Below are 19,164 nucleotides of genomic sequence, written 5' to 3'. Positions count from 1 at the left end.
TTCTTCTCCCAGATATTGTATTTACACTGGTAACTTTCTCGCCCGTACGTCGTCTGCCGAGCTTATTAGCTGGCTTTCTATGTTCTCACTATGCCCGATCCTACTATTCCGCTACCCGCTGAATTATCTGCGCCCGACGAGCTGATGCACGTTCTGATGGAGGTGTCCTTGACGGGATTTATTTTATTCCAGCCCGTGTATGCGCCCGATGGTCAGACAATTACGGACCTAGCCTATGTGCGCCTCAACCCGGCGGCTCAGCGGATGCTACAGCTACCCGAACGACCCGAGCAAACGTTTCTGACCTTGTATCCGAATGCGAAGGACGCTGGCATCTTCGATTTTTATTGTACCAGCTTCGAAACTGGTAAAGCGGGCCAGTACAACGTAAACTATCAGCACGACCGACTCGATAATTATTTTCATCTGGCCGCCCAGCGCAGCGGGTCCCTGCTGGTGGTTAGTTTTTCCGATACTTCCGACCAAGACCGTTCTTCTGTAGAGCAGGCCCTGCGCGAAAGTCAGGCCCGCGAGCAAGCGTCCCGCGCTGATGCGGAGCTTCAGCGTCAGCAACTGCATAATATTTTTATGCAGGCTCCGGCCATGATTTGCATTTTCGAGGGACCGGAGCACGTGTTTAAGCTGGTCAATCCGCTTTATCAGCAGTTGGTAGGGGAGCGGCCGTTGCTGGGTAAGCCCATTGCGGTGGCCATGCCGGAACTGGCCGGGCAGCCCATTTTCGGCTTGCTCGACAACGTGTACAACACCGGGGAAACGTTTTACGCCCACGAAATGCTGGTGCAGCTCGATCATGATAACTCGGGTGGCCTCGGCGAAAACTATTACAACTTCATCTACCAAGCCATCTGCAACCTAGAAGGGGGCATTGATGGAATTTTGGTGTTTGCCTACGAAGTAACCACGCAGGTAGTAGCCCGCCAGGGCATCGAGCGCAACGAGGCGCAACTCCAACAACTCAACCAGCAACTGGAAGCCGCCAATCAAGCGTTGCTAACCACTGTGCGTGCGGCAGAGCAGGCGCAGGAGGAAGCCGAGACGCAGCGGCAGCGCCTCCACGACGTTTTGGAGCAGCTACCGGCCAGTATCGCTACCTTTCACGGCCCCGACCACGTTTACCAACTCGTTAATCCGCCCTATCAGCAGTTGTTTCCGGGGCGTAGCCTGCAGGGCCGAACGTTCCGCGAGGCGATGCCCGAATTGGAAGGGCAGCATTTCTTTGAGTTGTTTGACCAAGTATATCAGACGGGGGAGCCGTTCAACGGGGTTGAAATCGAAACCTGGGTTTATATCACCAATACCGGCCAGCTAGAGCAGCGTTATTTCAACTTGTTTCTGCAAGCCTTGCGCAATGCAGATGGAACCGTCAACGGCATCCTCAACTTTGCCTACGACGTGACCGAACAGGTGCAGATTCGGCGGCAGGTGGAGCAAAGCCGGCAGCAGGTAGAGCAGCTAAACCAAGAGCTGGCGAGTGCCAATGAAGAACTGTTTGTGGCCAACGATGAAATCAGAGCCAATGTAGCCGAGTTGCAACTCACCGAGCAGGCCCTGCTCGAACTCAACATCGACCTGGAGAACCGCGTGGTAGAGCGGACCCAGGAAGCACAACAGGCGCAGAAAGAGGCAGAGCGGCAGCAGGCCCGCCTGGAACGGTTCTTTATGCAGGCGCCAGCAGCTATCTGCGTGTTAGATGGTCCTGATCTGGTATTTGAACTCGTCAATCCAGAATACCAGCGGCTGTTTCCGGAAAGGGAACTGCAAGACAGACCCATATTGGAGGCCATGCCGGAAATAGCAGGCCATAGGGTGCACAAAACGCTTCTTGAAGTATACCAAACCGGCGAAACGCACCAGGAGCCGGTTCTGCTGGTGCCGATGCGGCGCTCCGAGAACGGAGAACTGGAAGACCGGTATTTCAACTACATCCAGCAGGCCCGCTACAACGAGCACGGCCAAATAGACGGAATACTGGTGTTCGCCTTCGAAGTAACAGAGCAGGTGCTAGACCGCCAGCGGGCCGATGCTTTGCAAGCCGAGGTGTTAGCCGGGATGCAGCGCATTGTGCAGGAGCGCGAAAGTTATTACCAGGTGTTCGAGCAGACGCCGGCCTGTATTGTGTTGCTGCGCGGGCCCCAACACCGCGTCGAATACCACAACGAAGCGTACCAACAGCTGTTTCCAGGTCGTGAAATGCACGGCCGTACCATTGCCGAAATCCAGCCTGATGCGCTGGCCCAGGGGTTTGTGGCCTTGCTCGACAAGGTGTACAACACCGGTGAAACCTTCTACGGCAACGAACTGCAACTCGTCATCGACCAGCCGGGCGACCTTCCTCCCAAGGTCAATTACTTCAATTTCACGTACCAAGCCTTCCGCGAAAAAGGGGAAATAGTGGGGGTTTCGGTGTTTGCCTATGAAGTGGGCGAGCAGGTGCGGGCGCGCCAGCAGCGCGAGCAAAACCAGCGGCGGCTTCAGCTCATTACCGATGCCTTGCCCGTACTTATCGGGTACATCGACCAGGAAGAAAGATACCAGTTTGTGAACCGCGGATACGAGGTCTGGTTTAAGCGGGATCCAGCAGAGTTTTTGGGCCAGTCGGCCCGCGAACTGCTCGGCGCAAAGGCCTACAATGGCGTCCAACCCTACATCGCCCGGGCCTTGGCCGGAGAGCGGCTCGATTTCGAAGCGCGGATGCCGTACCGCGACGATTTCATTCGCTACATCCGCACCAGCTACGTGCCCGAAATTCAAGATGGCCACGTAATAGGGTTCTATTCTATGGTGGCCGACATCACCGACCAGGTGCTGGGCCGGCAGCAAGTGGAAGAGCTAAACGAGGAGCTAGCCGTCATCAACGAGGAACTGCAAGCCACCAACGAAGAACTGTTGGATACTAACCAGCAACTCATCCGCACCAACGTCGACCTCGACAACTTTATCTACACGGCTTCGCACGACCTGCGGGCTCCCATTGCCAATATCGAAGGCCTGTTGCACGCCCTCGCGCAGCAGCTACCCGAAGCCAGTGCCACCGATACGCAGGTGCTGGCCATCCTGCAAATGATGCAAGGGTCGGTGGAGCGTTTCCAGAAAACTATCGACCACCTAACCGACCTCACGAAGCTGCAAAAAGAGCATGTGCAACTCCATCAGTCTGTGGATCTAGTGGCTATCGTGGAGGAGGTGCGTCTGGATTTGGCCCCGTTGCTGGAATCGACAAAGGCGCAGTTGGAAGTAGACGTAAACCAGTGTCCTACCATCTCGTTTTCCCAGAAAAACCTGCGTAGCGTAGTCTACAACCTGCTCAGCAACGCTCTCAAGTACCGGCACCCCAACCGCCAGCCCAGGGTGTGCATCCGCTGCCGGCAAGTCGACGGTTACGCCAAACTGGAAGTGCAGGACAATGGCCTCGGGCTGGATACGGCCCAGCAAGTACGGCTTTTCGGCATGTTTCAGCGCCTCCACGACCACGTAGAAGGCACGGGTATCGGGCTTTACATGGTGAAGCGCATGGTCGAGAATGCGGGCGGGAATATTCAGGTGGAAAGTGAGCCGGGCGTTGGCTCAACGTTTACCGTCTCTTTTCCCTGTTAAACACGTATACAGATGAGTGTACCGCTCGGCTCAGTTTGTGGTGGGCTGCTGGTTTCTACTTTCGGTACAGTTGTTTGTATATGGATAAGCTTCCGAGTATTCTTTTAGTTGATGACGATTCAACGACCAACTTTCTTAACGAGCTATTACTGAAAAGCTTGGGTGTTGCCGACCAGTTGCTCATCGCTCAAAACGGCCGGGAAGCCCTTACCACCCTCAACCAAGCTAGTCCCTCCCTTATTCAGCTCGACGTGAACATGCCCGTCATGAACGGCATCGAGTTTTTGGAATCTTACGTCCAGCTGCCTCAGGAGCAACGGCAGGCCATTGTGGTGGTGATGCTCACAACATCCCTGCACTCTCGCGACCTAGAGCGGGTGCAGGAACTGCCCATTGCCGGCCTAGTTAACAAGCCTCTCACCAAAGAAAAAGTCGATACCATTCTGCAAATGCACTTTCAACGGCATTTGTAGCCAGAAGCGGAGCCAGCCAAAGGGGAAAACGTCTGCTTGATCTAGTGTCCGCTTATCGAAGCCCGGTGTTTTATGGCTTCTTTCCTTTTCTGCTCAATTACTCTCTGCTGGAAGCGTGAATAGGAAGCGGCTGCCGGTGCCAGGGGAGCTTTCCACCCATAGCCGCCCGCCCTGGGTGCTGATGAACTCGCGGGAGATACTAAGGCCGAGGCCGGAACCGCCTTTGTGGCCAGCGGGGTTAGGTACTTCGGCGAAGCGCTGAAAAATTCGCTCGTGGTACTCAGCTGGGATGCCGGGGCCGTAGTCCTGCACGCTCACTTGTAGTTCGTGGCCGGGTAGTTGGGTGGCTTGCACCGTCAGGCGGGCACCGCGGGGCGAGTAACGAATGGCGTTGGCGAGCAGGTTGATGAGCACCCACGTGGTTTTTTCGAGGTCGGCGCGGGCGGCGGGTAGGGTGGGTGGCAGGTTGGTTTCCAGGCACAGTTCCTTGTCTTGGAGTTGCGGCTGCACGGTGTCTACGGCGTATTCCACCACGTCGGCCAGTGCCACGGAGCGCACATCGAGCTTGATGCCGGCCCCGGCATCGAGCCGCGAAACGTCGATGAGCTGACCCACCATGCCCAACAGGCGGGTGGTTTCCTCCCGGATGCCGTCGGCGATGCGCAGGCGTTCTTCGGGGTCGGTGCGCTCGTCTTGCAGGAGCATAAGGCTGAGGTTGATACTAGCCAGTGGCGTTTTCAGCTCGTGCGATACGGTGGCCAGGAAGTTGGACTTGATTTCATCTAGCTTCTTGAACTCCGAAACATTGCGCAACGATAAAATGTGGCCCGCAAACTCGGTCTGCCGCAGCTCCTTGTTGAACGATACGATATGGCTGGCTGTAAGCCGGTAATACACGTCCTCGCCCTGCTGCCGAAACGTGAGCAGCGGCGGCTGCGCACCACTATCAGCTGATTTAGTGACTGGCTCCAGCAGCGGTTGAAATAGCGTGTGCAGCAATTCTGATTCGCGGCTAAGGTCCTCGGCCTTGCGGCCCACCAGGTCGGCGGCGGGGCGGTCGAGCAGGCGCCGGGCCGTCGGATTGGCCAGTAGTACGCAGCCACTTTCATCTAATAGCAGCAAGCCTTCATCAAGGTGCTCGACCAGGCTTTCCAGGCGGTTGCGCTCGGTAGCTAGGGCTATGCGGGTGGCACTGCGCTGGTCTTGCATGTAACCGAACGCGCGGTTTAGGGCGAGGGCCACGGCGCCTACTTCATCGTTTTTGGCAATGGGTACCAAGTTGGTGGGGCCGGGGCTGGCTACGTCTTCTACGTCGGCGGTGAGGCGGCGCAAGGGGCGCAGCACTTCTCGCGGTAGCCGCACAATCAGAGCCAAGCCAATGGCTGCGCTTAGGCTAACGAAGATCAACACCATCTGCAGGGCGCGGGCAGCGTTAGTGGTAGCAGACTGCGTTTTGGCGTTAAAGGAAACAGTATTGAGGTCAACGGCGCGGTGAATCTCGGCTTGCAGCTGACGCAGCTTGCGTTGCTGTTCTACCAGCGGGGCCTGCTCATCCACCAGGGTTTGGTAATCCGCTAGGTGTTGGGTGAGCGTGTCCACTAATTCTAATTCACCCCGTTCGGTGATGTTAGCGGCTTCGCGGGTAAGGGCCCGCCGAAACTGCTCTAGTGGCGCGGCAGCTGCGGGCTGTTGCTCGAGTTGCTCCACGGCCTGCAGCATCTGAAGGCCATATTCCACCGAGTTGAAGTTGGCTTGCTGTACCCCACGCGCGCCGCCTTCCAGCCGCTGAATCGTTTGAAATGCGTATCCGCCCAACGCCAGCAGCAACACCAACATGGTCAGGATGCTGAGGCGGATTTTGGTTTTTAAGGTCATGGAACGAAAAGTAACACCAACTTTAAATTGGCGTTCAACCGAACGAGTGTCTGTTAAGAGATTTTACTTGAAATCTTAGAAACCTTGATAGACCGTCATGCTGAGCTTGTCGAAGCATCTCGCGCGAGTCGTTGCGACGACAAAAGGGGGTACCACACTAGCGAGATGCTTCGGCTGCGCTCAGCATGACACACGTGGGTAGAGGTAGACTATGCGTTAACTAAGCGTTGGCTAGGCGTTACAGGCCGTACTCCTGCACTTTGCGGTAGAGCGTAGTCAGGCCGATACCGAGCTGGCGGGCGGCTTCGGTTTTGTTGCCTTGGGTGCGGTGGAGCAGCAGTTGAATGTGGCGGGCTTCCACGGTGCGGAGGCTATTATCGTCGGGGTTGGCATCGGTAAGGCTGAGCGGGGCGGGCGGGGCGTGGAACTCGTCGGGGAGGTAGGCGGCGGCTAGGGGCTGGTCGGCGGGGGCGAGGATGGCAGCGCGTTCCAGCACGTTTTTCAGCTCGCGCACATTGCCGGGCCAGGGGTATTGTTGGAGCAGGCGCAGGCATTCCACATCAAGGCTGGGCAGGCGCTTGCAGAGCTTGGCGGCGAAGTATTGTAGAAAGTACTCGGCCAGGGCAGGTACGTCGGTGGGCCGGTCTTTTAGCGGCGGCACGTTGATGGTGAACACCGAGAGCCGGTAGTATAAATCGGGGCGGAAACGGCCTTCGGCGGCTTCCTGCTTGAGGTTGCGGTTGGTGGCGGCTACCAGGCGCACGTTCACGTTGGTGGGTTTGGTGTCGCCGAGCTTGGTGAATTGCTGCAACTCCAGCACCCTGAGGAACTTGGCTTGCACGTTCAGCTCCAATTCTCCGATTTCATCGAGAAACAAGGTGCCGCCGTTGGCTTCTTCCAGCAAGCCTTTCTTATCGGCCAGCGCCCCCGTAAACGCGCCCTTCTTGTACCCAAATAGCTCCGATTCCAACAGTTCCCGCGGAAACGCGCTGCAATTCACCGCCACAAACGCCTTCGACTTGCGCGGACTCGCCTCGTGAATGGCTTGCGCAAACAGTTCCTTGCCCGAACCTGTGGGCCCTTCCAGCAGCACGGTGCTATCCGTTACGGCCACCTGCTCGCCCATGGTCTGGGCCCGCCGCAGCGCCCCCGACGAGCCAATCATGGAGCTGAAGCTGTGCCGCTGGCCCATCTTGCGCTCCAACTCGGCCACCCGGCGGCGCAGGCGCGCTTTTTCGGCGGCCCGGTCCACTACCACCACCAATTGCTGCTCGAAGTCGCCTTTGGTGAGGTAGTCGAAGGCGCCCTGCTTCATGGCTTTCACGCCATCGGGAATGGTGCCAAAGGCGGTGAGCAAAATCACTTCCATGTCGGGCGCTTTGGCCTTGAGGCGTGGCAGCAACTCTACGCCGTTGGCATCAGGCAGCTTCACATCGGATACTACCACCAACACATCGGCGGCGTGTTGTTCCAGCAGTTCTAGGCCGCGCCGGGCGTCGGGGGCTTGCAGAATCGTGTAGCCTTCCAGTTCCAAGACCCGCGCCAAGAGTTGGCGCAAGCGCGGTTCGTCGTCAATGAGTAGAAGTGTTCCAGAGGGCATGATTAAGGGAAAGGAAATAGAAGGCTGAAAATACAGGAAGCGCAACTAAGGCGTAGCTTACCCAACAGACAAAGCCGATTTGCTTGCGAAAAGCCAAGGTGTAGTAGCAGCTCCGGCGGGAGCAGGACAGCAACCTACTATAAGATTACAAGCACTTTAGGTCTGCACTATGCATTCAAGCAACTAGCGCGTGGTGGAAGCCGCTAGTTTTAATTATTTCGCTTTGTATTGAACCTCAATGTTGGGGTTAATGGCGAGCATATGGCTTATGAAGCCCTGCTTGTCTTTAGGTGAGATAAGCACGCTGTCAAACCGGCCGTATTCAATTTCTAGCCTATCAAGGGAAGCGGCCGGAGAACTGAGCAGGTTATTCGTTTCTGCTATTTTCCTAATTGTGTCAATATCAACTGAGCTGTTGAATAGTATACCAGCTTTGATTTTTAAGGTCTTCCCATCCACCGTGTAGTACGTATTCATAAATAGATACATTATGAATGCGGCCTCTGGTAGCACAAAGAGAAGGCCTAGCCAATGACCTTTGTAGGCTAGCAACAAGGCAACTCCACCGAGCACGAGCGAGAGAAACGCTACCAGTTCAACGCCAATTTTAGATTTATAGACTTTCATAATCTTCGAGTTTTGCTGCCCTATGTACACAGGAAATTTGCTCTTCTAACTACTTTGGCGCTCCACCCAATTTGAATCGTTATTAACAAGCCCAAACCTATGTATTCGACTCCTGAAAACGAGAAAGAAGAGCGTTACCTATTCATAGGATGCATCATATTCAGTCTTATCGGTCCGGTACTGCACTTCGTGTTCGGACGCTAGGAATAGGGTGTCAGCTAAAGCAGCACCTACCTCAGGCCTTAGCCTAGCTACAAGCGAATTTCATCTTTGATGTGCTCGACGAACTGCGCGAATTCGGGTTCGGCTTCCACGTTTTTGTGCCAGGCTAAACCCATTTCGGCGAGGTTGTATTGGTGCTGTTGGGTGATGGTGGCGCCGGGGATGAGCTGGCCGGTGGCGTCACGCTCGTAGCCGAGCAGCCACAACCGGTCGGCGAGGGCGGTGGTGGTGGCAATGTCGTGGGAGACGATGACGACGGTGTTGAGCTCGTCCATGGTCGTGACTTCGAGGATAATTTTCTTGACCTCGTCGATCATGGCCACATCGAGGCCGGAAAAGGGCTCGTCGAGCAGGATGAGGTGCTCGGAGCAGAGCAGTTGTTGGGCAATGGCGGCGCGCTGGCGTTGGCCGCCCGAGAGGTGCGCCGGGTATTTCTTGCGGTGCGGCGTGAGGCAAAACCGGTCGAGGTAGGAAGTTACTTGGCGTTGCGCTTCATCGGGTGTGTGTTTGCGGAGGGCGGCCACTAGTAGGTTGTCGTGGAGGGTACGGTGGTCGAAGAGGGGGTAGCGCTGCTGCACGAGGCCCACCATGCCCGGCCGTACCGGCAACTGATTGACGCCCACGTGCACCGTGCCGCTACTCGGGGCCAGCAGCCCGGCCATGATGCGGCACAGCACCGATTTGCCGATGCCGGAGCGGCCGTAGAACCCCACGACCTGCCCCTGGTTCATGCCTGGTCGAGTCACGTCGAGGACCTGTGCATTGATGTCGCGCAAAACAACTTCCCCGTTGAACGTCATCGATACGCCTTGCAGCGTAAGTACCGGTTCTTTGTAGTTGTAGGGTAGAGGAGTCACGGAGGTGATTTGGTGAGTTGTGAACTGGTGAGTGATTAATACTGGAGCCGTTGAACAACTCGCACCTGTCATGCTGAGCTTGCCGAAGCATCTCGCGTGCTGACGTTGCCATGCTAACTCAACGAGTCGAGCGAGATGCTTCGGCAAGCTCAGCATGACGGATATAGTTTGGCAACGTGAGCACGCTGGAGATTCAGCCTCGTTGCCTCCCTATCTTAATGTGCCACATGCTCAGCAGGACGGGCTTTTGAATTCAACTACCTCGCCGTAGTCAGTTCGGAGTAGGGGAAAAACACGCGGCGCAGGAGGACGAACAGGTAGTCTTGCAACGCGCCCACGGCCAGAATAACTAGCTGAATGGACACGACGCCGGCCAGGTGCAGGTAGCGGTTTTGCTTGTAGAGCAGGAGCCCGATACCGCCTTCCGACTGGTAGAGCGTCTCGACCAGAGTAATCATGGTCCAGATGATGGCGAAGTTTTGGCGGACCACCTCCAGCATGTCATCGAGCTTGCCGAGCACAATCACCTCGAAAAAGCTGCGCCACTCGCTCATGCCGAGGGTGCGGGCGTGGTCCATTTCCTCCTGCGTGGTGGTCAGAATCACGCTGGTCATACCCGTTACAAAGTACACCGTGGCCCCGAACACCAGCACCGACAGCTTCACTTGGTGGCCGGAGCTAAGCATCAGGGCCATGAAAAACGTGAGGCCCGTGAGGGTAAGGTAGCGTAGCTTGGTGGCGGCGTAGGCCAGGGGCCGAAAGAACGGCAGCGCCGTGAGGTAGGAGATGAACAGGGCCAGCACCGTCGCTATGCCCACTGCCTGAATGGCCGTTGCCAAGCTGGCCCACAGTTCCTGAATCAGCCCTTGCGTGCGCACCAGATCCTGAAACGCTGTCAGCACCTCGCCGAGCGTTGGGAACAGCTTGAGCGGATACAGCAGCCACAGCACCAACAGCACCAGCGCTTGACACGCCACCATGGTCAGGAAAACCGGCTGGCGCGGCTGGGCATTCGGGATGAATAGATTTTTCATAGGTCAACCTCACCCCCGGCCCCCTCTCCTCAGGGAGAGGGGGAGCCTGACGAAGGCTTTTTAGATGTGAATGGTTTATGCGAATCAGATAAGACAAGTTTTCATGTAGAGTCAAGACCGCCGTTGCTCCCCCTCTCCCTGAGCAGAGGGGGCCGGGGGGTGAGGTCCACTTAGTTGCCCAATACCACTTCTACCCGGCGGTTCTTGGCTTTGCCGGTGGGGTGGCATTGCTTTCGACAGGTTCGGTGGCGCCGTGGGCGTAGACTTGCACGCGGCCTTCGGGGAAGGCGCTAGTGCTTTTCTGTTGCAGCCACTCGCGCACGGCCATGGCGCGGTCTTCGGAGAGCTGCTGGTTTTTTTGCGGGTCGCCGACGTTGTCGGTGTGGCCGTGCACGGCTACTTTCAGGTTGCCGGCTACTATCAAGTCGTCAAAGAGCTGGCTGAGTTCACGCTCGGCGGCGGGCGTGAAGGAACTTTGGCCGGTGTTGAACTCGATGTTCCAAGCCCGCTTGCTCACGTTGCGGCGGATTTCATCGTCGGCGGCAAACTTTTGTTGGTCGGCGGGGGCTACGGCTTTGCCTTTGTACTGGGCCTGCATGTTCTTTAGCAAGCTGAGGTCCAGCATCTGGTCGAGGGGTACGTAGCTGGGCAACTCCTTGGGGTAGAGCTTGCTTTGTACGTCGCCGAAGGTTTTGTAGACGGACGCGTAGATGTTGGTGCCGCCTTCTTCGAGGCCGAACAAGGCCAGGTTGTCGGCGAAGTTGAAGGCCTTGCTGCCCCCGAGTTCCACCACTTCGCCAGTACGGTCGGCTTCGCTCACGCCCTTGTAGTACTTCAGCCAGTAGGCGCCGTTTTTATCTTTGTCGGCGTACACGTCGGCCGAAATGTCAGCAGCCCGCTTCAGCGCCTCGGGGTGCGACTTCACTTGGTCGCCAGCCACGGCGAAGGCGGTCATCAGGCCTGCCACTTCCTTCTGGTGGGCGTCGTACCAGCGCTTGGTGGTCACCATGATGTTGGGCATCTGGTTGGAGTAGTCTTTGGTGGACACGATGCTCACCAGGCCACCTTTCTGCTTGGCGATGTTCACGTCGCCGGGCGTCCAGGTGGCTACTGCGTCGGCTACCACGTCGATTTTCACGCCGGTGTTTTTGCCGTTTACCACTTTGGTGCGCTGCTCGGGCTTGCCAACGATGTACTTTTCGGCGGCCACCAGGAAATCAGAGGCCGATAGGAAGTTCACGGCTTCGGGGTCGTAGGTGGTTTCGTCGGGGTTGACTTTAAGGCCGTTGTCGGCGCACCACTTCAGGGCAATGTTCTGGTCACCGTCGCGCAGGTAGCAGGCAATGGTTTTGCCCACGGCCAGCTTGGGGTTGTCGAGCCACTCTTTCGGGCCCATCAGCTTGTCTTCGCCGAACGATTTGCCTACTGAGTAGGGGATGATTTGAAGCTGAGTGCCCACTTTCTTAAGCTGCTCCTGCACCGCCGAGAAGCCGGGCAGTCCGTCGCCCATGATGCTCACAATCAGGCCGGGCGTGCTGGGGTTGGCGTCGAGGTCGGCGGCATTTTTCACCAGGTCGGCCTGCATTTTGGTTACGTCGTCTTGGCGCATAATCTGAAGGTCAACGCCGTTGGCAGCCATGGCCGAGCCCTGGGTGGTGCGGGGGCCGCCGTTGGCCAGCATACCAGCCATTTGCGAGTTCCAGGCCATTACTTCCCACGTGATGGGCGTGCCCTTTTCGGCGGGCGTGGTGCCGGGCAGGTCGGCCAGTGGCACCGCAATGTTGGCTCGGTTGCCGTTGCTGGCGGTGGTAGGCAGCTCAATGGAGTTGAGCAAAACCGACTGCGTGTCGGCTTTCTTGAACACGGCCCCGCTGGAAACCACTTTATTGATGCCAAAATACAGGCCAATTACTAGGAGAAGGCCAATTACAATTTTACCGCGAGTAGTCATGATTTTTGAAGGAGTTAGAATTGGGGAAGAGCGGGTTTCCATGCCGCTAGGGGAGCAGCTTTCGAAGCTGATGCAGGGAAAGTGAAGTGGGCGTGCGCCGCCGAGGTTGGCGCGTGAGGCACCTGGCTAAGGGGCGCCGCGGGGAGGTAGAAAGTCAGGCCGACGAGCACCAGCCGCACCAGCAAAAAACTAATCAAGCAGGCTAGAATAGGCATCGTTGGTGGCTTGACGAGTTTGCGTGGTGGTAAGCGGCGGTTGGGGTTTCTCGTTGATTAGGGCGTTGAAGTCACCTTTCTGGTACATGCCGAGCAGGCGCTGGCCTTTCTCGCTCATCACGCCGTTCTGGATGTCCATTTCCTTGACGAACTCCTGCGAGTAGCGCATGGCCTGCTTGATCTGGCCGAGCTGCGCGGCCATGTCCTGGGCCACCCGGTCGGTAGCGAGGTCGAAGAAGTACTTCTTGTCGGGGTCGCCGCGCAGGATATTCATGGCGGCCCGCATGCCCGAGCTGGTGCGTTTTACCAGGGCGTATTCGTCTTTCAGCAGGCCTACTTTGAACTTGCTGTTGTCAATTTGGCGCAGGGCGGCTTTCAGGATTTGGCGCATCACCAGGCTCACGTTGGCCGTGGTAGTGAGCATGGGCGTGAGGCGCTGGTTGTAGTCCTGGAGCTGGGCGGCGCGGGAGGCGTAGCTGTCGGCCGCATCTTTTTCGCCTTGGCGGGTAGCGGAGGCAGCCAGGTTCAGGTAGTCCTGCATCTGGTTTTGGTTGTCGGTCAGCTTGCGCTTCACCAGCTCGTGGGCACCCTCGATGTGGCCCACTTCGGCGGCCATGTTTTTGGCTTCCTTTTCGGTGTTGCGGATGTAGTCTTCCATGATACCGATGGGGTCGGTATTGACGAAGATGCCCGCCGCCGTGCGGAAGATGCGCTGCCCGGCGTACCACAGCCCCGCCTTCACGCGCTGGTTGGTGACCAGCAGAAACAAGGCAAACAGCACCCCAAGCCCAATGCCGAGCTTCACGGTGTCGAACACAATGTCGACGAGGTAGGGCACGATGACGCCCCAACTATACACGCCGGCCCCCACAAGGCCAGCCAGAAAGACCCACCCCGCCACTTTTTCGGGCTGCTGCCACTTCGGCAAGCTGGTCGGTTGATCGGTAGGTAGTAGCGTGTTCATAGGAGTGTTGGTGAATTGGTGATGAATGCCAGAATCCAAGACCAATGCCGCATCCTATTTTTCTTGCTGAATACCATTTAAATACTTGATATTCAATATAATAAAATAAAAAACACCTCCTGATGCTATATCAAGAGGTGTTCGAAACCCTACCAAAACGGAAGGGTATTTTTCAGAACGGATGGGTGTGAGGGAAGACCTAGTTATCTAGTATTTCATCACAAACCAGCTTTTCTAAAGCTAGAAGCTAGTTCCCCTCCATAGATAAGGAGGGGCTAGAGGCAGTTGATTGTCGTTGCTGATGTTATAGAGGTATTGTCATGCTGAGCTTGTCGAAGCATCTCGCTCGACTTGTTGCACACGCGTCAGGGTTCACCACCCTAGCGAGATGCTTCGACTGCGCTCAGCATGACGGGCTATTGGTATTGGCAGCGTCAGCACGCAAGATGCTTCGGCTGCGCTCAGCATGACGTTTTGGTGGTGTCGTTCCACGACTGGTCAACCACCCCTAACCCCTCCTCATCTGAGGTGGGGAACTAGCTTTTCAGCCTTGCTAGCTCCAAGGGGCATTGTAGTAAGGCAAGTGTCTCGTTATCAGCAAAGAGTCTAATGTACTCAGGCTGGAGGCGCTACTTCTGGCATATCCAGCGGGTTCTTGCCATCTAACGTGCCCTCGCTGCGCAGCACCTGGAAGCGGGCAAATAGCTCCTCGCCGTACCACTTTTCTTGGCGCGTGAGCTTGATAACTTCGCGGTGGGTAGCGTCGCGGTAGGCGTATTGCTGCATCTTTTGGGCTGATTCCCACACGCTGAACGTGGCTTGGCGGATGATGGGAAGCTCGCCGAGGCCAATGGCGGCCCGCACACCGTCGGCGTGGGCTACGGCGGCGCTGGTGGGGGCTACGTATTGCCAGAAGCGCCAGGTTTTCTGCCACCGGATAGAAGCGCGGGTTAGTACGGCCACGGGGGCATTGTCGGCGGGAGCTAAGTCTGGCGTTTCGTAGTCAAATGGATTCGTCCCATCCCAAAGGCCGTGCGACTTCAGCGGTGCCAAATCCAGCGTCCAGGTTTCAACGCTGCGCTGACGGTATTCCTGCCATAAAGCATGCTCTTGGAAAAAGGCTGCTGCCGCTGCTGCCGAGTCCCAAACGGCCATGAAGCCGTAGCGGTGCAAATTCGGCCAAAGCCCGAAGCCATTAGCATTGCCGCTACCCGCCAGCTTGAAAAAGCGCAGGCCGGATACCTTTTGCAACTGCGGCGGCGAAGTGCCCATTTGAGCCAATCCCCACCGTTTCTGGTTAGGCTGAAGCGTGAATAAGGTAAGAGTGGTAAGCAAGGGCAGCAGCTTTAATGTGAAGCGCGCTTTCGCTTTTATCAGCTAGCGCGGAGCAAACAGAAGTAGGGCACAAACAGCAACGTGTACCCCACATCACGCATGCTCCAAAACAACAAAGAAGGGGCGGAATTGCTTCCGCCCCTTCATAGATAGCTCAGAAAGACAGTTAGGGTTGGGTTGTTGTTGGGTTGTTGGTGGGTTTGGGTTGGTAGCACAAAGCTCTACTTCGTTGCCCGCCGCACGACTATAGTTCACAAATCGAAGGGCTAGGCAGGAAAGCAGAGCTTCACGTTGGAGGGCAGAACTACTTAGGGTTTCACTTGGGTGTGTTCGTCGCCGGTGGGCTGGTACCGCTCGCCGGTTATTACGGCTTTTGCATAGCCGAAAGCGCGTACAAGTACGTTGCTCGGCTGGTCCCAATACTCGCCCCGCACAATGTCAATACGCAACAAGGCGATATTCGGGTCCTCTGGACCATTCGGGAACCAAGCCCGCAGACCTTCCGACCAGTATTTCTTGATAAGCTCGGAGTTGGTGGTAACCGTTGCTGTGCCGGAAACGGCCACGTAAAGGTTATCCTCTGGCTTGGAATAGTTCAGGCTTACGTGCTGATCTTTTTTTACTTCGAAAATCTTAGCGGAGTCCTTTTCGGTGTAGAACCACAGCGTGCCGTCGTTTTGCGGCTCTTGGGTGTACATCGGACGGCTATGAAGGGTGCCATCTTGCTCGGCAGTAGTCAGCATGGCAATCTTGATGTCCTTGATGCGCTTGATCAGCTCAGTAACATCGTGACTAACGGCAACTTGCTCGGCCATAATTTCAGAGTTTTGGTAGTGTAGGTTGGAGCTTAGGGATACGGCTCTGCTCCGCGAAGGTTATTTTGGCAGCTGATTGTTGATGGTTGCTTGTTAAGCAGTAGGTGTAAACAAGTAGTTTACCTTCAACTAGCAGCAGTCCACAACTACTTCATGAACTTCCTGGCCCACCTAGTTCTCTCCGATACGCCCGCCGCGCCAAATTATCCTGACGTGGTAATCGGCAATTTTGCCGCCGAAGCCGTACGGGGTCGTGCTGCGCTGGAAGCGTATCCGCCGGCCGTGCAGCGCGGCATCCGCCTGCACCGCTTCATCGACTCGTTCACCGATGCGCACCCGCTGGTGCGCCGCACCACCGCCCGCTTGCGCGAATCAGGCCTTGGCAAATGGGCGGGCGTCGTTTCTGATGTCGGTTTCGACCACCTACTGGCCCGCGACTTCTCGCATTATCACTACGACCCTACCGAGCCGCTGGCAGCCTTCGCCCAACGGCATTACGCCCTGCTCCACGCCCGCCGCCAAGAGTTGCCGGAGCGCCTACAGCAAACGCTCTACTACATGCGCCGCGACGATTGGCTCAGCGGCTACGCGCTTCCCCAAGGCCTAGAGCGGGCCTTGCTAGGCTTGAGCCGCCGCGCACCATCTGGGGCCGTGCTGGCTACAGGCGCCGCCGCGTTCTTGGCAGAATTGCCCGCCTACGAAGCGGATTTTCGGGAGTTTTGGCCGGAACTGCGGGCAGCGGTAAAAGCTGAAAATAGCAGTAGAGAGCCGGAAAGCGGGCTTTAGCAACAAAAAACGGGGCCAAGCGGCCCCGTTTTTTGTATCAGCAGATAAGTAACAGCCTAGTGGGCGTGGCCACCCTCGCCGTGGACGTGGCCATGATCCAGCTCCTCTTGCGTGGCTTCGCGCACCTCGGCTACTTTGCCGTCGAAGTGCATCACCATACCGGCGAGCGGGTGGTTAAAATCCATTTTTACGCTGTCGGGGCCAATTTCTACCACTTTGCCTTGCATGTGGTGGCCTTGGTTGTCGGCCATGGGGAGGAAATTGCCAACTTGCAGCATTTCTTGGTCTACTTGACCATCGATTTCGAATACGTTTTTCGGGATGTCGACTACGGCTTGGTCGTCGTACTCGCCATATGCTTGCTCCGGGGTAAGGGAGAAGGCAAACGAGTCGCCGGCTTGCTTGCCGTCGAGCTGACGCTCAAATTCCTCGGGTAGGCCGCTCTGGCCGAACAGGAACACCATGGGCGCATCCGCTTCGGCTGATTCTACGAGCACTTTTTGCTGATTGTCGTCGGTCACGCTCAGATCGTAGGTGATCGTAACGACTTTGTTTTCGCTGATTTGAGCCATACTGCAGGGGACGGGTGAGTCCTGGTGTGGTTGGAAAATGGGATTCGGTCGGCTAGTTACGGAAATGGTTGGAAATTCTTGCCGCTACAAGGTGATACTTCAACGGGTACGAACGGGTTGTGAGAAGTAAAATTTTGGCATCCACTATCAAGCTCATCGGCCGCTCGTTAAGCTAAGCAGTTAAATCGTTCTACGCTGATCCTCTGCCTTAAGCATACCATGAAAACCAACTTTCTTCCGCTGCTTCTCAGTGGCGCGCTACTGGCCGGCTGCCAGTCCAACACTAACACCGAAACGCCAACTACGCCCGAATTGCCCGCCATGCCTGGCGACTCTACCACCGCGCCCGCCGCTACCGACACCATCGCCAAAATTGGCAGTCCCAAGCTGCTGCATACCCTCGACGACGCCCACAACACCCCGACGGCTTAGCGCTGGCACCCAATGGCAGCATCATCCTGTCGGTACCCAACCTGGCCGACAACTCGAAGCCGGCGGTACTTGTGGAGATGACTGACACCAGCCTCAAGCCCTACCTCAGCAACCTACCCGTCGAGCCTACCACCAAAAAAGCTGCCCCCATGGACTTAGCGTTCGGCCCCGACGGCAACCTCTACTACGCCGAAAACCAATACGAAAATAGCAAGGATTTTAAATCCCGACTGATGCGGGTGCGGGTTCAAAACGGCAAGCCCGGCGCCGTAGAAACAGTGGTCGACAACTTTGCGCTGGCTAATGCCGTGGTCTGGAAAGGCAACAAAATTTACGTGACTGACAGCCAGTGGGACATGCCCGACAACGACAAAGGCAGTGCCGTGCTAGCCTTCACGCTAGCCGAACTTAACCAAGGTCCCGTGCACCTCAAGCCCAAAACCATGGACCCGCACGTACTAACCACCTTCACTACGCAAGTCAACGAAACTGGCGTCGATAACGGGGCCGACGGCCTCGATTACGACAGCAAAGGCAATTTCTACACCGGCTCGTTCGGCGACGGTACCTTCTATAAGATGACGATGAAGCCCGACGGTACCCTCGCCAAAAAAGAGGCTCTGACGCTCAAGGGTAAGAAAATCACTTGCGTCGACGGCCTCATCATCGACCGCAAAACCGACAAAGCCTACCTCTGCAACTCCCGCGAAAACGCCATTGAAGTCGTCAACCTGAAAGACAACACCGTCACGACCCTAGCCCAAAATGGCGACACCGACGGCACGAACGGTCTCCTCGACCAGCCAGCTGAAGTTCTGCTCAAAGGCAACCGCCTCTATGTCTCCGACTTCGATAAGCCCGAAAAAAACTTCATCAATAAGAAATCTGACGCGCCGCACACTATGTCGGTGATTGACGTGCAGTAATAAGCATGAGCGCCTATAATGCTATTATTCAAGTAGGCGCTTGAAAATTCTGTATACTTGTTAAATACAAACTCAATTTTCTACTTTATATAGCTATGCGCAAATTTTCAAGATTACTTGTACTAGCTCTATTAGGCTTGGCCTTTAGTGAATGTAGTTTCAACACTTCTGCGCCTTCTGTTTCAAAAGGTGAAAGACAAACGAAAGTAGAAACTGCAGAAAGTACAAAATTTCAGGCCGCAACTAAAGGGTTCCATATCGAACAATCTGGACAGGCTAAATCATTCGACCCGGACCCATTCATTCCTTACCGAGAGGTTAAGCTATCCGATGGAGATGTAATACAATCTCCAACTGGGTACGCAGCCTCGCTACCATGTAAGCGCGATTCAACAGGCACACTCTACTTACAGATTGAGTTGAAACCTGAGAAGCATTCTATCCAAAAGCTTTCTCTGGCTTATGCTGGAACTAACGCAAAGAAAAGCTTGAATCAGCTAGGCGATGGCATAGGGCATTATGATCCTAAAACTCAACGCTATTACTTTTCAGTCCTGTATCAGCTAATCTCAGTATTGCCAAATAACCTTATCTACCATAGCGAAGAATATCCGGTTTATGGTTGGATTTCCACCCAAACTAATACGGTAGGATTGCAACCTATCAAGTTATAGTTGCCTATTCAGCTTTTGCTCACGATTGATGTACAAGAAACTTACTACCACTCTAACAACACAGATAAGTAAGCTTGCTTATATCTAGAAATTAAAAGGGCATCGGCTGGTAAGCCGATGCCCTTTTAATTTAATAGTCGATACGCATTGGCTGCTCATTGTTAACTGTGTGAGCAGCACTATAATCGTCA

General features: G+C 55.9%; 17 protein-coding genes. 6 read left to right on the top strand and 11 right to left on the bottom strand.

Features of this window, described 5'->3' with window-relative positions; translation table 11 throughout:
• Positions 1–90 precede the first annotated feature (90 nt).
• A complete protein-coding gene (locus tag MUN86_RS12405; protein ID WP_245118186.1) occupies positions 91–3,615 on the top strand; it encodes a PAS domain-containing protein in 3,525 nt (1,174 codons plus the stop codon).
• An 80-nt stretch (positions 3,616–3,695) separates the two neighbouring features.
• Positions 3,696–4,088 (top strand): response regulator, encoded by a 393-nt coding sequence (locus tag MUN86_RS12400; RefSeq protein WP_245118185.1) that lies wholly within the window; start codon positions 3,696–3,698, stop codon positions 4,086–4,088.
• A 93-nt stretch (positions 4,089–4,181) separates the two neighbouring features.
• On the opposite strand, the gene MUN86_RS12395 is transcribed toward MUN86_RS12400, so the two are convergent.
• From MUN86_RS12395 to MUN86_RS12350, 10 genes are all read right to left on the bottom strand, one after another.
• On the bottom strand, positions 4,182–5,963 hold the full coding sequence (locus MUN86_RS12395; protein ID WP_245118184.1) for a sensor histidine kinase: 1,782 nt from the start codon (positions 5,961–5,963) through the stop codon (positions 4,182–4,184).
• Between the two features lie 238 nt (positions 5,964–6,201).
• The gene (locus tag MUN86_RS12390; protein WP_245118183.1) at positions 6,202–7,563 is read right to left on the bottom strand and encodes a sigma-54-dependent transcriptional regulator; all 1,362 of its coding nucleotides are present in this window, start codon (positions 7,561–7,563) and stop codon (positions 6,202–6,204) included.
• A gap of 213 nt (positions 7,564–7,776) precedes the next feature.
• Positions 7,777–8,190 carry a PH domain-containing protein gene (locus tag MUN86_RS12385; protein WP_245118182.1) on the bottom strand — a complete coding sequence of 138 codons (414 nt, stop codon included), beginning with the start codon at positions 8,188–8,190 and terminating at the stop codon, positions 7,777–7,779.
• Between the two features lie 251 nt (positions 8,191–8,441).
• Positions 8,442–9,269 (bottom strand): ATP-binding cassette domain-containing protein, encoded by an 828-nt coding sequence (locus tag MUN86_RS12380; RefSeq protein ID WP_245118181.1) that lies wholly within the window; start codon positions 9,267–9,269, stop codon positions 8,442–8,444.
• Between the two features lie 257 nt (positions 9,270–9,526).
• Positions 9,527–10,303: an ABC transporter permease gene (locus MUN86_RS12375; RefSeq protein ID WP_245118180.1), complete on the bottom strand. Its 777-nt coding sequence runs from the start codon at positions 10,301–10,303 to the stop codon at positions 9,527–9,529.
• 190 nt (positions 10,304–10,493) lie between these two features.
• Positions 10,494–12,254, bottom strand: a complete 1,761-nt coding sequence (locus MUN86_RS12370; RefSeq protein WP_245118179.1) for an OmpA family protein — start codon at positions 12,252–12,254, stop codon at positions 10,494–10,496.
• Positions 12,255–12,268: 14 nt separating this feature from the next.
• Positions 12,269–12,469, bottom strand: a complete 201-nt coding sequence (locus MUN86_RS12365) for a hypothetical protein (RefSeq protein ID WP_245118178.1) — start codon at positions 12,467–12,469, stop codon at positions 12,269–12,271.
• The gene (locus MUN86_RS12360; RefSeq protein WP_245118176.1) at positions 12,444–13,433 is read right to left on the bottom strand and encodes a PspA/IM30 family protein; all 990 of its coding nucleotides are present in this window, start codon (positions 13,431–13,433) and stop codon (positions 12,444–12,446) included. Before MUN86_RS12360 ends, MUN86_RS12365 begins: the two co-directional genes overlap by 26 nt.
• A 615-nt stretch (positions 13,434–14,048) precedes the next feature.
• Positions 14,049–14,768 carry a spheroidene monooxygenase gene (locus tag MUN86_RS12355; RefSeq protein WP_245118175.1) on the bottom strand — a complete coding sequence of 240 codons (720 nt, stop codon included), beginning with the start codon at positions 14,766–14,768 and terminating at the stop codon, positions 14,049–14,051.
• Positions 14,769–15,076: 308 nt separating this feature from the next.
• The gene (locus MUN86_RS12350) at positions 15,077–15,583 is read right to left on the bottom strand and encodes a pyridoxamine 5'-phosphate oxidase family protein (RefSeq protein ID WP_243794149.1); all 507 of its coding nucleotides are present in this window, start codon (positions 15,581–15,583) and stop codon (positions 15,077–15,079) included.
• 153 nt (positions 15,584–15,736) lie between these two features.
• On the opposite strand from MUN86_RS12350, the gene MUN86_RS12345 reads away from it, so the two are divergent.
• A complete protein-coding gene (locus tag MUN86_RS12345) occupies positions 15,737–16,369 on the top strand; it encodes an acyl carrier protein phosphodiesterase (RefSeq protein ID WP_245118173.1) in 633 nt (210 codons plus the stop codon).
• Between the two features lie 56 nt (positions 16,370–16,425).
• Here the strand turns inward: MUN86_RS12345 and MUN86_RS12340 are convergent, their stop codons facing one another.
• Positions 16,426–16,941 (bottom strand): FKBP-type peptidyl-prolyl cis-trans isomerase, encoded by a 516-nt coding sequence (locus MUN86_RS12340; protein WP_245118165.1) that lies wholly within the window; start codon positions 16,939–16,941, stop codon positions 16,426–16,428.
• A 219-nt stretch (positions 16,942–17,160) separates the two neighbouring features.
• Here MUN86_RS12340 and MUN86_RS12335 point away from each other — a divergent pair, with 219 nt between their 5' ends.
• From MUN86_RS12335 to MUN86_RS12325, 3 genes are all read left to right on the top strand, one after another.
• Complete coding sequence (locus MUN86_RS12335) at positions 17,161–17,373, top strand: hypothetical protein (protein ID WP_245118163.1); 213 nt, start codon at positions 17,161–17,163, stop codon at positions 17,371–17,373.
• Positions 17,374–17,450: 77 nt separating this feature from the next.
• Entirely contained in the window at positions 17,451–18,299 is an 849-nt protein-coding gene (locus MUN86_RS12330) for an SMP-30/gluconolactonase/LRE family protein (protein WP_245118161.1), read from the top strand.
• 95 nt (positions 18,300–18,394) lie between these two features.
• Positions 18,395–18,973 (top strand): hypothetical protein, encoded by a 579-nt coding sequence (locus MUN86_RS12325; protein WP_245118159.1) that lies wholly within the window; start codon positions 18,395–18,397, stop codon positions 18,971–18,973.
• Positions 18,974–19,164 lie beyond the last annotated feature (191 nt).

The organism is Hymenobacter volaticus (assembly GCF_022921055.1).
Taxonomy (GTDB): Bacteria; Bacteroidota; Bacteroidia; order Cytophagales; family Hymenobacteraceae; genus Hymenobacter; species Hymenobacter volaticus.
The sequence above is the reverse complement of the archived record's forward strand: the minus strand, read 5'-3'. Positions and strand labels throughout refer to the sequence as shown.

Bases quoted from the DNA above. Each gene is read 5' to 3' on its own strand.
- MUN86_RS12405 (WP_245118186.1), top strand. From the start codon at position 91: ATGCCCGATCCTACTATTCCGCTACCCGCTGAATTATCTGCGCCCGAC.
- MUN86_RS12400 (WP_245118185.1), top strand. From the start codon at position 3,696: ATGGATAAGCTTCCGAGTATTCTTTTAGTTGATGACGATTCAACGACC.
- MUN86_RS12395 (WP_245118184.1), bottom strand. From the start codon at position 5,963: ATGACCTTAAAAACCAAAATCCGCCTCAGCATCCTGACCATGTTGGTG.
- MUN86_RS12390 (WP_245118183.1), bottom strand. From the start codon at position 7,563: ATGCCCTCTGGAACACTTCTACTCATTGACGACGAACCGCGCTTGCGC.
- MUN86_RS12385 (WP_245118182.1), bottom strand. From the start codon at position 8,190: ATGAAAGTCTATAAATCTAAAATTGGCGTTGAACTGGTAGCGTTTCTC.
- MUN86_RS12375 (WP_245118180.1), bottom strand. From the start codon at position 10,303: ATGAAAAATCTATTCATCCCGAATGCCCAGCCGCGCCAGCCGGTTTTC.
- MUN86_RS12370 (WP_245118179.1), bottom strand. From the start codon at position 12,254: ATGACTACTCGCGGTAAAATTGTAATTGGCCTTCTCCTAGTAATTGGC.
- MUN86_RS12365 (WP_245118178.1), bottom strand. From the start codon at position 12,469: ATGCCTATTCTAGCCTGCTTGATTAGTTTTTTGCTGGTGCGGCTGGTG.
- MUN86_RS12360 (WP_245118176.1), bottom strand. From the start codon at position 13,433: ATGAACACGCTACTACCTACCGATCAACCGACCAGCTTGCCGAAGTGG.
- MUN86_RS12350 (WP_243794149.1), bottom strand. From the start codon at position 15,583: ATGGCCGAGCAAGTTGCCGTTAGTCACGATGTTACTGAGCTGATCAAG.
- MUN86_RS12345 (WP_245118173.1), top strand. From the start codon at position 15,737: ATGAACTTCCTGGCCCACCTAGTTCTCTCCGATACGCCCGCCGCGCCA.
- MUN86_RS12340 (WP_245118165.1), bottom strand. From the start codon at position 16,941: ATGGCTCAAATCAGCGAAAACAAAGTCGTTACGATCACCTACGATCTG.
- MUN86_RS12335 (WP_245118163.1), top strand. From the start codon at position 17,161: ATGAAAACCAACTTTCTTCCGCTGCTTCTCAGTGGCGCGCTACTGGCC.
- MUN86_RS12330 (WP_245118161.1), top strand. From the start codon at position 17,451: ATGACTGACACCAGCCTCAAGCCCTACCTCAGCAACCTACCCGTCGAG.
- MUN86_RS12325 (WP_245118159.1), top strand. From the start codon at position 18,395: ATGCGCAAATTTTCAAGATTACTTGTACTAGCTCTATTAGGCTTGGCC.